The sequence below is a fragment of the Nonomuraea sp. NPDC003201 genome (assembly GCF_053590415.1).
On sequence record NZ_JBSFTC010000007.1, the window covers coordinates 1 to 13,373 of the forward strand.

A 13,373-nucleotide genomic window follows, 5' to 3' on the forward strand; every position below is an offset into this window, starting at 1 on the left:
CCGCGCGGCCGACGTCCTCCGCGTGCGGGCGGGCCGTGGGGTCGGCCTGGCGGCACTGCCGTACCGCCAGGTGCAGCGCGGGAGGCAGGACGGCGGGGTCGCCGTCTGTGCGGCCCGTGGCCGCGAAGACCACCAGGTCGGCCCAGGCCAGCACGTCGTCGGCCGCCGAGCCAGGCGTGACGCCGGGCTGCCAGCCGATCAGGACCTGGCCGTGGGCGCCGAGCGCGACGCTCTCGTGGCTGAGCCGGAGCCCCACGTTGCCGCGGGCGTGCAGCTTGGCCACCGCGGAGGCGCAGGTCAGGGCCAGGCGATGCAGCGCCTGCCCCCGCAAAGGCCCCGATGTACGCACGAAGTCCGACAGCACCGCACCCTGACCGCTCATGGCCACCGCCTCCCATGTCGCCCCCTTGTACGCGAGCAGGGCCGTCCTGGGTTCAACGGTTCGCGGAAGCTTCTAGTCTTGCGGCATGGCCACGAACGCGGCGGGGCGCAAGCCGGAGACCCGGCTCGCATTGGTACGGCGGGCCCGCAAGATGAACCGCATCCTCGCGGACACCTATCCAGAGGCCCACTGCGAGCTCGATTTCGGCAACCCGTTAGAACTTCTGGTCGCGACCATCCTCTCCGCCCAGTGCACGGACAAGCGGGTCAACATGGTCACCCCCGTCCTCTTCGCGAAATATCCGACAGTGGAGGACTACGCCGCCGCCGACCGGTCCGAGATGGAGGAGATCATCCGCTCGACCGGCTTCTTCCGCGCGAAGACCAACAGCATCATCGGCATGGCGCAGGCGGTGTGCGAGAAGTACGGCGGCGAGGTGCCCGGCAAGCTGAAGGACCTGGTCACCCTGCCCGGCGTGGGCCGCAAGACCGCCAACGTGGTGCTGGGCAACGCGTTCGACGTGCCGGGGCTCACCGTCGACACCCACTTCCAGCGGCTGGTGCGGCGTTTCGGCTGGACGGAGGAGACCGACCCCGTCAAGATCGAGCACGTCGTGGGGGAGCTGCTGCCCAAACGCGAGTGGACGATCTTCTCCCATCGGGTGATCTGGCACGGCCGCCGCATCTGCCACGCGCGGCGACCCGCGTGCGGTGTGTGCCCGCTGGCCGCGCTCTGCCCGTCGTACGGCACGGGCCCCACGGCGGCGGCCGAGGCCGAGAAGCTCGTCAGGTCCGGCCCCTTCTCGTGATCGCGGGAAGTCCCCGGTGTCCCGGCGTGTTGGAGGATGCGTGACCCAAGTGCCCGACTGGCTCGACCGACTGGCGGCGCAGGCTCAGCGCTTCGACGTACCGCGATGGTGGACGCCCCCCAACGGCAGCGGGCGGGCCGCCGCGGTGCTGATGCTGTTCGGCGAGGGGGCGCTGGGCCCCGACGTCCTGCTCATCCAGCGCAGCACGCTCGGGCGCAGGCACGCGGGCCAGCCCGCCTTCCCCGGCGGCGGCGTCGACCCCGACGACGGAGGACCCGTCGCGGCGGCGCTGCGCGAGGCCGAGGAGGAGACCGGCGTCGATCCCGCGGGCGTCCACGTGCTGTGCACGATGCCCGAGCTGTACCTCAGCCACAGCGACAACCGGGTCACGCCCGTGATCGCCTGGTGGCGCGAGCCGTCGGCCGTGCACGCGGCCTCGCCGAGCGAGGTGGAGTCCGTGGAGCGGGTGCCGATCGCCGAGCTGGTCGACCCCGCCAACCGGGTAACGCTGCGGCATCCGCGAGGGTCGGCGGGGCCCGCGTTCCGGGTGCGGGGGATGCTGGTGTGGGGGTTCACCGCGATGGTGCTCGACACCGTGCTGCGCGAGGGCGGGCTGGCGCGCCCGTGGGACTCCGCGCAGGTGGAGGACCTCCCGCAGGAAGTGATCGACCTGGCGTCCAGGGGCTAGCGGGACGAGCGCAGGGCCACGCCCAGGGAGGCCCAGCCCGCCACGTCCTTGTCGCTGTCGGCCGCCAGCGCGCGCAGCGTCTCCAGGCCGGCCCGGTCAGGGGGGTCGCCGAGCACGTGCTGCAGCGCGTACGCGGCTCCGTAGCGCACCCTCGCGTCGTCGTGGCCGGCCAGCTCGATCACCGACGGCAGCGACCGCGGGTCGGCCAGGTGCCCGAACGCGATCAGCACCGAGTAGAGCACCATGGCGTCGTCCTCGCTGGCCGCCAGGTAGCGCAGCACCGGCAGCGTACGGTCCACGAACGGCCCCAGCATCCCCATGATGTCCACGCCGAGCAGCCGCTCCGCCACCGTGTCCGCGGCGCACAGCCGGCGCGCCTCGATGAAGGACTCCAGATCACCGCGCTGCCGCAGCACGGAGATCACGTGCCAGCGCAGGGGGCCGTCGGGGTCGGTGTCGCACAGAGCTGCCTCGATGAGATCGCGCACTGTTTCCCCGGCCGACGGCATACCGCTCAAGGTAGCCACGCGGTGACGCCGTCCTGGCGGAAGACGTGCACACTTGACCGTATCCCTGGTTAGCTTTGAAACGTGCGCGGTGATCTGCTTGACCTCATCTTGATCGGCCTCGTGATCGCCTTCGGCGTCTCGGGTTACCGGCAGGGCTTCATCATCGGGGCGATGAGCTTCGTGGGGTTCGTCGGCGGGGCCGTGCTCGGCGTCTTCATCGCGCCACCGATCTCCAAGGCCCTGGTCAGCGGCGACACCCCACAGGCGCTGCTGGCGATCGTGATCGTCTTCCTGGCCGCCACCATCGGCCAGTTCGCGTCCTCGACGCTCGGCGCCGTCGTGCGCAGCCACGTCACGTGGGAGCCCGCCAAGGTGGCCGACGCGGTCGGCGGCACGTTCTCCAGCGCGCTGTCCGTGCTGGTGATCGCCTGGCTGATCGGCTCACTGATCGTCTCCACGGCCTTCAGCCCCCTCGTCGACCAGGTGAAGAACTCCGCGCTGCTGACCACCGTCGACGACGTGATCCCGCAGGCCGCGCGCAACTGGCAGCAGCCGTTCAAGAAGTTCATCGACCGGTCGGAGTTCCCGCCCGTCTTCGACGCCATCGGCGCGGGCACGATCGTCGACGTGCCGCCGCCCGACCAGAGCGTGCTGCAGGGCGCCAAGCTGAGCCGCGCCCGGCGGGCCATCGTCAAGGTGCAGGGCAACGCGGAGAGCTGCAACAAGCACATCGAGGGCACCGGCTTCGTCTACGCCCCCGGCCGGATCATGACCAACGCCCACGTGGTCGCCGGCGTGACCCGCGACCTGCAGGTCATCGACTCCAACAACACGCCGCACGCGGCCACCGTCGTGCGCTACAACCCGCGCCGCGACATCGCCGTCCTCTACGTGCCCGGCCTCGACCTGCCGCAGCTCGCCTTCAACGACGACGGCTCGCGCGGCGACAGCGCCATCATCGCCGGGTTCCCCAAGAGCAAGGGGTTCACCGCGGAGCCGGCCAGGATCGGCGGGCAGCTCGACGCCGAGGGGCCCGACATCTACCGCGACGCCACGGTCAGGCGCAAGGTGTACGCGATCCGCGGGAAGGTGCTGCCCGGCAACTCGGGCGGCCCGCTGCTCACGGTGGACGGCCGGGTCTACGGCGTGATCTTCGCCGCCGCGATCAACGAAGAGGAGACCGGCTACGTCCTGACGGCCGAGGAGGTCGCCCCCGACGCGGCCCAGGGCCGCAACGACACCACCCCGGCCAGCACCCAGAAGTGCGACTGACGCCCGGCTCTCAGCCGGGCAGCTTGTCCAGGATCGTGGCGACGGCCTCGTCGGGGTCGCTGTCCTGGCCGAACCCCGAGGCCGCCTTGCCGACCGCGTCGTACGCGCCGCCGTACCCCTGGACCCTGGCGGCGCCGCGGCCGAAGAGGGTCAGCGCCCCGCGCCCGTTGCCGCGCTGCAGGTGCGTCAGCCCGACGCAGATCTGCGCGAGGCCCTGCCACAGCTCGCGCTCGTCCTCCGGCGCGCATTTCCAGCGGCCCTCGAACACCTCGTGCGCGTTGAACGGCAGGCCCTCGCCGAGGAAGCCGCGGGCGTCGGCCAGGGCCTGTTCGGTGGTGGGGGCGTAGTCGTCGGGGACCCGGGGCACGCCGGGTTCGCCGTAGGGGAGCGGCCTGCCGTACGCGTCGCGCGGCCTGGCGTTACGGGGCCTGCCCTCGGGATCGCGGTCTCTCATCGGTCGGGCTCCGAATCGGCCAGCCAGCCGAGCAACTCGGTGTCGAACACGTCGGGGATCTCCTCATGGGGGAAGTGGCCGGCTCCTTCGAGCAGCCGCCACCGGTACGGGGCCGCCACGTAGCGGCCCGAGCCGTGCGCCGTACGCGGCAGGGCGCGCGGGTCGAGCGCCCCGTGCAGGTGGAGCGTGGGGGCCTCGACCGCGGTGCGCATGGCCCTGGCGTAGCGGCGGCCGTCCGGGCGCAGCTGGGAGCGGCCGAACCAGCGGTGGTACTCCAGCGCGCAGTGTGCCACGGCGGGGATGCGGAACGCCTCGCGGTACGTACGCGCGGTCTCGGGATCAGGCCAGCCGGGCCGCGACCAGTCGTCGAGCAACCGGCCGACCAGGGCTCCTTCGCGGCGCCTGAGCCGGTGCTCGGGCAGCAGCGGCAGCTGGTGGCCCAGCGACTGCCGGCTGGCCCTGAGCTGGCCGAACGGGTCGCCCAGCAGCGCCTTGCGCAGGCGCAGGGGATGCGGGGCGGACACGGCGACCAGCCGGTGCACGCACTTGGGGTCGAGCACGGCCATCGTCCAGGCCAGCAGCCCGCCCCAGTCGTGCCCCACCACGATCGCCCCGGTCTCGCCCAGCGCCCTGATCAGGCCGGTCGCGTCGGCGGCCAGGGTGGGCAGGTCGTAGCCGCGCGGCGGCTTGTCGCTGCCGCCGTAGCCGCGCAGATCGGCCGCGACGGCCCGGTAACCCGCCTTCGGCAGCGAGACGAGCTGGTGGCGCCACGTCCACCAGAACTGCGGGAATCCGTGCAGCAGCAGCACCAGCGGCCCTTCGCCCGCCTCGACGACGTGGAAGCGGGTGCCGCCCGCGTGGACCGCGCGGTGCGTCCAGGGTCCCTCGATCTGTACGACCGACTCGTCAGGTGCCATCACGTGTCACCGGTTCACGATCGGAACGAACCGCCGGCAGCGTCTCGTCCTCGGGCGTGGCGATCTCCTTGAGCCCCTTGATCGACCTGGCGGTGCGCTTCATCCCGGCCAGTCCCTTGAGCCGCCTCACCCCGATGAACACCAGCAGACCCGCCACCACCAGGTAGAACACGGTCACGATGAGGAAGGCCAGCCAGTTGGGCAGCCACTGCGCCAGCACGAACGCGATCGTGAACGAGGCGAGGATCAGGCACAGGTGCGCCATGAAGGCGGCGGCGGCGAACAGGCCGCCCGCCGTGCCGACCCGCTTGGCGTCGAACCTGAACTCGGCCTTGGCCAGCTCGATCTCCGAGCGGACCAGGTCCGAGATCTGACTGCTCGCCTGGGCGACCAGCGAGCCCAGGGATTCTTCCTCGGGAGTCTGCGGCATGAACGTCTCCTATCGAGGCCTGGTGGCCGTGTCAAACATCATCCAGCGCGATGCGACGCTCGCGTACCGTGTGAAGCGGTACCGCCGCCAGGAGCTCTTCCGACAGTTTCGCCAGGCCGAGCCGCGCTGACAGCCAGGCGCCCCGAACACGCCGAAACTTGTCGAGCGCGAGTCCCGCTATCACTCCCAGAACTACCCGATCGAACAAGATAGCGCCCGCGCCGGGTACTCCGGGCTTCGCCCCAGGCTCTCAAGAGCCAGGCGCATGTCCCCATATTTCGGGACATGCGCCTGGAGGTGGATCAGTCCTCGGACTTGGCGGACGGGAGCTTCTCCGAGATCAGGTTCATCACCGTGCTGTCGGCCAGCGTGGTGACGTCGCCGACGCTGCGGTTCTCCGCGACGTCGCGCAGGAGGCGGCGCATGATCTTGCCGGAGCGGGTCTTGGGCAGCTCCGGCACGACCAGGATCTGGCGCGGCTTGGCGATCGGGCCCAGGGTCTTGGCCACGTGGTTGCGCAGGTCGGCGGCGATGTCGTCGCTCTCCTCCGCCGAGCCGCGCAGGATCACGAACGACACGATCGCCTGGCCGGTGACCGGGTCGGTCGCGCCGACCACCGCCGCCTCGGCCACCTTCGGGTGGCTGACCAGCGCGCTCTCCACCTCCGTGGTGGAGATGTTGTGGCCGGAGACGAGCATGACGTCGTCCACGCGGCCGAGCAGCCACAGGTCGCCGTCGTCGTCCTTCTTGGCGCCGTCGCCGGGGAAGTACATCCCGTCGAACCTGCTCCAGTACGTGTCGATGTAGCGCTGGTCGTCGCCCCAGATCGTGCGGAGCATCGACGGCCACGGCTCGCGTACGACGAGGAAGCCGCCGCCCCCGTCGGGGACGCTGTTGCCCTGGTCGTCCACCACGTCGGCGGCGATGCCGGGCAGCGGGCGCATCGCGGCGCCCGGCTTGCCCGCGGTGACGCCGGGCAGCGGGCTGATCATGATGGCGCCGGTCTCCGTCTGCCACCAGGTGTCGACCACGGGGCAGCGGTCGTGGCCGATGTGCTCGCGGTACCAGACGTACGCCTCGGGGTTGATCGGCTCGCCCACGGAGCCCAGGACGCGCAGGCTGGACATGTCGAACTTCGCGGGGATGTCGTCGCCCCACTTCATGAACGTCCGGATCGCGGTGGGCGCCGTGTAGAGGATCGTGATCTTGTACTTCTGCACGATCTCCCAGAACCGGCCGCGGTGCGGGGTGTCGGGGGTGCCCTCGTAGATGACGCTGGTGGCGCCGTTGGCGAGGGGGCCGTACACGATGTAGGAGTGGCCGGTCACCCAGCCGATGTCGGCCGTGCACCAGTAGATGTCGGTGTCGGGCTTGAGGTCGAAGACCGCGTGGTGCGTCCAGGCGGTCTGGGTGAGGTAGCCGCCGGTGGTGTGCAGGATGCCCTTGGGCCTGCCGGTGGTGCCGCTGGTGTAGAGGATGTACAGCGGGTCCTCGGCGTCGTGGGGCTCGGCGGTGTGCTGGTCGCTCTGCCGGTCGACCAGGTCGTGCCACCAGACGTCCTTCTCGCCGAAGGCGACGTCCTGGCCGGTACGGCGTACGACGAGGACGTTCTCGACCTGCGGGCACTCGGCGACGGCCTCGTCCACCGTGGGCTTGAGCGCCGACGGGTTGCCCCTGCGGTAGCCGCCGTCGGCGGTGATGACGAGCTTGGCGTCGGCGTCGTCGATCCGGCTCTTCAGCGCCGTGGCCGAGAAGCCGCCGAACACCACGGAGTGGATCGCCCCGATGCGGGCGCAGGCCAGCATCGCGATCGGCAGCTCGGGGATCATCGGCATGTAGACGGCCACCCGGTCGCCCTTGCCGACGCCCAGCTCCTGGAGGGCGTTGGCGGCCTTGCTGACCTCGCGCTGGAGGTCGCTGTAGGTCAGGGTACGGGTGTCGCCCTCGGGCTCACCCTCCCAGTAGTAGGCGACCTTGTCGCCGCGGCCCTCCTCGACGTGGCGGTCGACGCAGTTGTAGGCCACGTTGAGCTCGCCGCCGACGAACCACTTGGCGAAGGGGGCGTTCCACTCGAGGGTCGTCTCCCACCGTTTGGCCCACGCCAGCCTCTCGGCCGCACGCTCCCAGAAGGCGAGACGGTCGGCGGCGGCCTCGTCATATGCGGCGGCGGTCACGTTCGCGGCCGCCGCCAGGTCAGCCGGCGGTGCGAACCGGCGGTTCTCCTGTAGCAGGTTCGACAGCGCCTGGGTCTCGTTGCCGGGGGTCTCCGGGGCCACCTCGTGCTCCTTCTATGGCCAGATTGGATAGGTCGTGTCCCACTTCACCAGCTCACGGCCTCCACACACAAGAGGTCTAGACAGGTCTGTACCGAGGGGTCCCCGCTTATCAGGTCGCATGACAACCGCTATTGAAACGTTGTCATCTTGAAATCTGGCGGGGACCCATAAAGGGCTCCGCATATTCGGCGCCCGGTGATTTCTCAACCCACGGTCACCTTTTGAGCGCGCCCCGCCTCCCGCCGAGGCGCTGGTACGGTCGTCACCCGGTGGAGCGAGAGCGGTCGTACCCGCCGGTAAGGTCGGTTTCCGTGAGTGACCCACTGGCTGTCATCGCGGAGTTCCCCGGCGTCCCCGAGGCGGTCGACTCCGCCAGGCAGGACGTCGACCGGCTGTACCGCCATCGAGTGCTGCGCCGGGCCAGCCCGGCCGTCTCGACGGAGTCGTCCCTGCGCGGCGCCCGGGCCTCGGCGTCCCTGGAAGGCGTGGACGTGTCCCTCGACGCCCTGCGCCGGGACGAGGTCCACGACCCGCTGGTCCAGGGAGCCCTGCGGGCGTCGGCGGAGCTGGGCCGCCTGGGCTCGTTGTGGCGGACGGCGCCGAGGCAGGTGCTGGCCCGCCTGCACACGGTGGCGGCCGCCGGCCTGGCGCCGCAGTCCGCACTGGGCCGTCCACGGGCGGTGGACGAGGCGCCGGACCCGCTGGGACTGGGGCCCGCGCCGGGCGCTTCGGAGACGGCGACGCGCATTGAGGGGCTGCTCGGGCTGCTCGAACGGCCCACGAAGGCGCCCGCGATCGTGCTGGCCGCCGTCATGCACGCCGAGCTGGCCGTACTGCGTCCCTTCGGTACGGCGGACGGGATCGTGGCGCGCGCGGCCGAGCGGCTGACCCTGGTCGAGTACGGCCTGGACCCGAAGTCCCTCGTGGCCGTGGAGGTGGGGCACCTGGAGCACGCCTCGTACGCCGGGGGCCTGAGCGCGTACCTGAGCGGGACCCCGGAGGGCGTCGCCCAGTGGGTACAACAGTGTGCCTCCGCAGTAAGTCTCGGGGTGCGCGAGGCGACCGCCATCTGTGAGGCGATGCAACGAGGCTGAGGTCGCGGCGGCGGAAACGCAGGTGGGAGCGTTGGGCCGGGCCGCCGACATAGCTGACGGCGTCTCAGTCAAGAGACGCCGTCTGCTGGCACATCACACCGGGTTACCAAGCGTGCACCTCTATTCGTCGGAGCGGGTCAAGCCCGTCACGACGCGCCTCCCGCGGCTGGTCGCGCGTGGGTACCCGGCTGATGCGCCCGGACAAGAGGTCCGTGACACCTTTCTACGTCGGATCCGCCCTGATGGGAAGCCCTCGGACCAAGACCTTTACCCGCCTATGAGCGGGGCCCCGGCATACGCCGCCATCGCCACCCTCCGTGATCTGGTTACCAACCTGTGATGATTACAGAGAGTGACTGTCTTTATGTGATCGTTATGGCGCAGACAAAAAACTTGGCGAAAATGCGAGATTGCTCCTCGACGAAACTCGAGTCCATCGGGCAGCATACGGGGGTATCGCCCGAAACTGGAGCAACCGTGCACGGGGGACCTTTGCCGGTCCCTTGCCAGGCTCTGGTGAAGTGATGAAAGCTTTCTTCTGAAACGGGACCGGCTCTACCCCCCCGGAGCCGGACCGATCAGGCGACCCCCGCTCTCCCCCCCGGCGGGGGTCGCCCCTTTTCCACCCCAAGTCCGTACACCACACCCTCCACACCGCCACTCGCCCTCCGCACCGCCACCCGCCCTCCCACGGCCCCGGCGCCTTCCCACGGCCTGCCTCTCACCGAGCGCCCCCACCACCGCGCTCCCTCTCACGGCGTCTCACTCGCCAAGCGCACTTCGCCACGGGCCTTCGCCAGCACCTCCCGCTGAGCACTCTCCGACACGGCGCCCTCTCACGGCGTACCTCACCGTGCCCCGCCACTGCGCGCTCCGACGGACCGCCGCTAACCGAGCACCTCCCGCACCTCCCGCACCTCCCGCACACTCCTGCGGATACCTCTCACCGCCTTCGCGACAGCAGCACCACAATCCCCACCGACGCCTCCAGGCCAGGCCACTTATCCACAGGCCCACCACAACCCCCACCCAACAATCCACAGAACCCCGTTCACCCTCTCCCCACCCCACCCACCTCCAGCAAGGTTGGCCTCCCGACACCACCCCCGGAGAGGCCGACATGCACCGCCCCCTGGTCATCACCGAAGACCACGCCCTGCTCGACGACCTGGTCCGCATAGCCGCCGCAGCAGGCGCCCAACTCGACGTGGCCCACGTCCCGGCCCACGCCCGCCCGTTCTGGAACCTGGCCCCGCTGATAGCAGTAGGCGCCGACCAGGCAGATGCCGTGGCCGCGAGCTCACCCCCCACCCGCGACCAGGTAGTCCTCGTGACCAGGGCCCCCGACGACCCGGACACCTGGCGAAAATGCGTGGCCGTGGGCGCCCAGGCCGTCGTGACCCTCCCCACCGACGAGCGCCACCTGGTGGAGCGGCTGGCGGACGCCATGGAGCCCGACCCCCGCTCAGGATCCGTGATCTGCGTGATCGGCGGCCGAGGCGGGGCAGGCGCGAGCGTGCTGTCGGCGTGCCTGTCCCTGCGCGCCTCGGGCGATCACCTCCGGACCTTGCTGGTGGACGCCGACCCACTGGGCGGTGGCATAGACGCCCTGTTGGGCCACGAGGAGGCATCGGGCGCCCGCTGGGGAGACCTGGTCGCCAGAGAGGGCCGCATCAACTCCAGCGCGCTTCAGGCCGCGCTGCCGTCGTTCGGCGACCTGGCGGTCCTCTCCTTCCACAGAGGTGAGGTGGCGGCGATCCCCGCCCAAGCCATGCGTTCCGTCCTCGAGGCAGGCCAGCGAGGCTTCGACCTGATAGTCGTCGACCTCCCCCGCCACCTCGACCCAGCCGCGATCGAGGCCCTCACCAGGGCGAAGACCACGCTGATGGTCGCCACGGCCGACGTACGCGGCATCCTCTCGGCCGTACAGGTGCTGGGCGAGACCCGCAAGCACACCTCGGACATCCGCGCGATCCTCCGCCCAGGCGTGGTGGACGACGACATGGCCGCGGGCGCCCTGGGCATCCCGTCCGCCGGCACCCTGCCCGACCAGCCGAGACTCACCGCCACCCTCAACCGGGGCGAACTGCCCAAGCTGGGCCCCCGCACCGTGATGGGCGCCCTGTGCGGCACGCTCCTACAAGATCTCCTCCCGACATGAGCACCCTGAAATCAGCCGCGGGGGCGGTGTCCCAGGAACTGGTCGAAGCAGTCCGCGTACGCCTGGCCAGAGCGGGCGTAGAGCCCAGCGCCGCCCAGGTGGCAGTGGCCCTGCGAGCCGAGAAATCCGTGTACGGCGACGCGGAGATCCTCGCGGTGGCCAGGGCCCTCTGCGCCGACCTCATCGGTGCCGGCCCTCTGGAGCCGCTCCTGGCCCGTCCAGACGTAACAGACGTCCTGGTCAACGGCCCGCGCGAGGTGTGGATAGACGACGGCGGCGGCCTACGCCGTACCTCTGTGACCTTCACGGACGACGGGGCCGTACGCCGGCTGGCCCAGCGCCTGGCGTCCGTCGCGGGCAGGAGACTCGACGACGCCTCCCCATACGTGGACGCCAGACTCGCCGGCGGCGTCCGCCTCCACGCCGTGCTTCCGCCGGTGGCGTCCGGTGGCACCTGCGTCTCGCTACGCCTTCCGCCACGCCGTACGTTCACCCTGGACGACCTGGTGTCGGCGGGCACGATCACCCCATCCGCCATCCCGGTGCTGACCGCCATGGTGACCGCCAGGCTGGCGTTCCTGGTGACGGGCGGCACAGGCACCGGCAAGACGACACTCCTATCCGCCCTGCTCTCGCTCGCCGACCCGGCAGAACGCCTGCTCCTGGTTGAGGACTCAGCCGAGCTCCGCCCCCTCCACCCCCACATCGTCCGCCTGGAAACCCGCCCGGCGAACCTCGAGGGCGCGGGCGGTGTGAGCCTGCGCGACCTGGTACGCCAAGCGCTGCGCATGCGCCCGGACCGCTTGGTGGTCGGGGAGGTCAGAGGCAGGGAGGTGGTGGACCTGCTGGCCGCCCTCAACACAGGCCACGAAGGCGGCTGCGGCACCCTTCACGCCAACACCGCCGCCGACGTACCCCCTCGCCTGGAAGCACTGGGCTGCGCAGCGGGCCTGACCAGGGAAGCCGTACACAGCCAGCTGGCCGCGGCGCTCGACGCGGTCATTCACCTGACCCGCGGCCGCCCGGACGGCCGACGCCGCATAGCCGAGATCTGCCTGCTCTCCCAAACGTCAGCCGGCTTCGTCGAGTCGATCCCGGCCCTGACCTTCGACGCGAAGGGCAACTCCCAACCCGGCCCCGCCTACGAAGCCCTCTCCCAAAGAGCCCAGCCATGATTCCCACCACCAAGGCCACGCAATGACCGGCGCCCTCATAACAGCACTGTCCACAGCCTGCGCAGTGTGGCTGTGGACAGCCCCGGACACCCCCACCATCCGCCTGACCAGGCTCGTCACAGGCAGGGACAAACCCCGCTGGACATCCCTGACCACCCGCCTCACCCGTCCCACCCCCGCCCGCCGCGCTCAGCTCTGGCGCCACGCATCAATCGAGCTGTGCCAGTCCCTGTCGGCAGAGCTGTCGGCCGGCCGCACGCCAGGAGAGGCACTGACCAGGGCAATCGCCTCAGTGGACTTCCCAGCCGCAGAAACCCTGCGCCCGATCGTCGCCGCGGCAAGAGACGGCGGCGACGTCTCCGCGGCCCTAACCTCATCGGCCCCACAGCAGGGCGGCGAGGGCCTCCGCCAACTGGCGGCCTGCTGGGAAGTAGGCGTCACGGTAGGCGCGGGCCTGGCCGCATTGGTCGAGCGAGTCGCGAGCACGTTGCGCGCAGCCCAAACCCACCGCCAGGACGTTGCCGCCCAACTCGCGGGCCCCCGCACCACAGCCCGCCTCCTGGCCGTACTCCCAGCCCTCGGCCTCCTCATGGCCGCCGCCCTCAACATGCACCCTCTGGACTTCCTCCTGGGCAGCCTCCCCGGCCTCATGTGCCTGATAGCAGGCATTGCCCTCGACGCTTGTGGCCTGTGGTGGACCAACCACATGGCAACCCAAGCGCAAACCTAACCAACACCCCAATCACAGCCCCAAGCCCAAGAGCGCACACCGCACAGGCCGAACAGCCACCACCCACACGAACGCCACCTAAACGGAACAGGCCCTACGGCATCGCCAATCACACAGCACCATCACCCATTCAGAACCGGCCGCACGCTGGGAAACCCCCGGCCCCACTCGCAACCGACCACTCACCTTCCACCCCCAGCCGGAAATGCCCCCAGCAGAACCCAGCGCCCACAATCCCTATCCACCAGCCCCGCCACCGCCCTCCCGACCAGCGCCCAGTCCCCGACCGCTGCCCAGTCCTGGCACCGGCCCAGCCGCTCACCAGGCCCAGCCGCCACCAAGCGCCCCATCCACGAGGCGACTCATCAGGTCGACCATCGCCCAGGCCCGACCATCGCCCAGGCCCGACCACCGCCCAGGCCCGACCACCAGCCAGGCCTAGCCACCAAGAGCCCCACCCACCAGGCCACTCACCAG

At 70.6% G+C, this 13,373-nt stretch carries 13 protein-coding genes and 1 pseudogene; 8 read left to right on the forward strand and 6 right to left on the reverse strand.

Annotation, left to right across the window (positions count from 1 at the left end; genetic code table 11):
• A pseudogene (locus ACWDX9_RS05245) lies at positions 1-382 on the reverse strand (hypothetical protein); the annotation flags it as partial.
• Between the two features lie 85 nt (positions 383-467).
• Between ACWDX9_RS05245 and nth the strand changes: the two are divergent.
• Positions 468-1,190: an endonuclease III gene (gene nth, locus ACWDX9_RS05250; protein WP_364253792.1), complete on the forward strand. Its 723-nt coding sequence runs from the start codon at positions 468-470 to the stop codon at positions 1,188-1,190.
• 40 nt (positions 1,191-1,230) lie between these two features.
• Complete coding sequence (locus ACWDX9_RS05255) at positions 1,231-1,878, forward strand: NUDIX hydrolase (RefSeq protein ID WP_397372667.1); 648 nt, start codon at positions 1,231-1,233, stop codon at positions 1,876-1,878.
• Here the strand turns inward: ACWDX9_RS05255 and ACWDX9_RS05260 are convergent.
• The gene (locus ACWDX9_RS05260; protein WP_364253789.1) at positions 1,875-2,387 is read right to left on the reverse strand and encodes a HEAT repeat domain-containing protein; all 513 of its coding nucleotides are present in this window, start codon (positions 2,385-2,387) and stop codon (positions 1,875-1,877) included. The two genes, ACWDX9_RS05255 and ACWDX9_RS05260, sit on opposite strands and share 4 nt — an antisense overlap.
• A gap of 81 nt (positions 2,388-2,468) precedes the next feature.
• On the opposite strand from ACWDX9_RS05260, the gene ACWDX9_RS05265 reads away from it, so the two are divergent.
• Positions 2,469-3,659, forward strand: coding sequence for a MarP family serine protease (locus tag ACWDX9_RS05265; protein WP_449949314.1), 1,191 nt, complete (start codon positions 2,469-2,471; stop codon positions 3,657-3,659).
• 10 nt (positions 3,660-3,669) lie between these two features.
• Here the strand turns inward: ACWDX9_RS05265 and ACWDX9_RS05270 are convergent, their stop codons facing one another.
• Genes ACWDX9_RS05270 through ACWDX9_RS05280 form a run of 3 tightly spaced genes read right to left on the reverse strand, consistent with a single transcriptional unit; the run spans position 3,670 to position 5,460 of the window.
• Entirely contained in the window at positions 3,670-4,113 is a 444-nt protein-coding gene (locus ACWDX9_RS05270; RefSeq protein ID WP_449949317.1) for a DUF309 domain-containing protein, read from the reverse strand.
• Complete coding sequence (locus ACWDX9_RS05275) at positions 4,110-5,030, reverse strand: alpha/beta fold hydrolase (protein WP_449949320.1); 921 nt, start codon at positions 5,028-5,030, stop codon at positions 4,110-4,112. The genes ACWDX9_RS05270 and ACWDX9_RS05275 overlap by 4 nt, the downstream gene beginning before the upstream one ends.
• Positions 5,020-5,460 carry a phage holin family protein gene (locus tag ACWDX9_RS05280; protein WP_449949322.1) on the reverse strand — a complete coding sequence of 147 codons (441 nt, stop codon included), beginning with the start codon at positions 5,458-5,460 and terminating at the stop codon, positions 5,020-5,022. The genes ACWDX9_RS05275 and ACWDX9_RS05280 overlap by 11 nt, the downstream gene beginning before the upstream one ends.
• Here ACWDX9_RS05280 and ACWDX9_RS05285 point away from each other — a divergent pair.
• Entirely contained in the window at positions 5,459-5,590 is a 132-nt protein-coding gene (locus tag ACWDX9_RS05285; RefSeq protein WP_350732724.1) for a hypothetical protein, read from the forward strand. The two genes, ACWDX9_RS05280 and ACWDX9_RS05285, sit on opposite strands and share 2 nt — an antisense overlap.
• Positions 5,591-5,762: 172 nt before the next feature.
• On the opposite strand, the gene acs is transcribed toward ACWDX9_RS05285, so the two are convergent.
• The gene (gene acs / locus ACWDX9_RS05290; protein ID WP_449949325.1) at positions 5,763-7,736 is read right to left on the reverse strand and encodes an acetate--CoA ligase; all 1,974 of its coding nucleotides are present in this window, start codon (positions 7,734-7,736) and stop codon (positions 5,763-5,765) included.
• Positions 7,737-8,047: 311 nt separating this feature from the next.
• On the opposite strand from acs, the gene ACWDX9_RS05295 reads away from it, so the two are divergent.
• From ACWDX9_RS05295 to ACWDX9_RS05310, 4 genes are all read left to right on the forward strand, one after another.
• The gene (locus ACWDX9_RS05295; RefSeq protein ID WP_449949328.1) at positions 8,048-8,830 is read left to right on the forward strand and encodes an oxidoreductase; all 783 of its coding nucleotides are present in this window, start codon (positions 8,048-8,050) and stop codon (positions 8,828-8,830) included.
• 1,120 nt (positions 8,831-9,950) lie between these two features.
• Entirely contained in the window at positions 9,951-10,991 is a 1,041-nt protein-coding gene (ssd, locus tag ACWDX9_RS05300; protein ID WP_364253778.1) for a septum site-determining protein Ssd, read from the forward strand.
• The gene (locus tag ACWDX9_RS05305; RefSeq protein ID WP_449949332.1) at positions 10,988-12,166 is read left to right on the forward strand and encodes a TadA family conjugal transfer-associated ATPase; all 1,179 of its coding nucleotides are present in this window, start codon (positions 10,988-10,990) and stop codon (positions 12,164-12,166) included. The genes ssd and ACWDX9_RS05305 overlap by 4 nt, the downstream gene beginning before the upstream one ends.
• A gap of 22 nt (positions 12,167-12,188) precedes the next feature.
• Positions 12,189-12,896: a type II secretion system F family protein gene (locus ACWDX9_RS05310; RefSeq protein ID WP_449949335.1), complete on the forward strand. Its 708-nt coding sequence runs from the start codon at positions 12,189-12,191 to the stop codon at positions 12,894-12,896.
• The last annotated feature ends 477 nt before the right edge of the window (positions 12,897-13,373 follow it).

What these genes read in the sequence shown, in the direction of transcription:
- ssd (WP_364253778.1), top strand. Translation starts at nt 9,951, where the DNA reads ATGCACCGCCCCCTGGTCATCACCGAAGACCACGCCCTGCTCGACGAC.
- ACWDX9_RS05260 (WP_364253789.1), bottom strand. Translation starts at nt 2,387, where the DNA reads ATGCCGTCGGCCGGGGAAACAGTGCGCGATCTCATCGAGGCAGCTCTG.
- nth (WP_364253792.1), top strand. Translation starts at nt 468, where the DNA reads ATGGCCACGAACGCGGCGGGGCGCAAGCCGGAGACCCGGCTCGCATTG.
- ACWDX9_RS05305 (WP_449949332.1), top strand. Translation starts at nt 10,988, where the DNA reads ATGAGCACCCTGAAATCAGCCGCGGGGGCGGTGTCCCAGGAACTGGTC.
- ACWDX9_RS05275 (WP_449949320.1), bottom strand. Translation starts at nt 5,030, where the DNA reads ATGGCACCTGACGAGTCGGTCGTACAGATCGAGGGACCCTGGACGCAC.
- ACWDX9_RS05285 (WP_350732724.1), top strand. Translation starts at nt 5,459, where the DNA reads ATGAACGTCTCCTATCGAGGCCTGGTGGCCGTGTCAAACATCATCCAG.
- ACWDX9_RS05270 (WP_449949317.1), bottom strand. Translation starts at nt 4,113, where the DNA reads ATGAGAGACCGCGATCCCGAGGGCAGGCCCCGTAACGCCAGGCCGCGC.
- ACWDX9_RS05280 (WP_449949322.1), bottom strand. Translation starts at nt 5,460, where the DNA reads ATGCCGCAGACTCCCGAGGAAGAATCCCTGGGCTCGCTGGTCGCCCAG.
- ACWDX9_RS05310 (WP_449949335.1), top strand. Translation starts at nt 12,189, where the DNA reads ATGACCGGCGCCCTCATAACAGCACTGTCCACAGCCTGCGCAGTGTGG.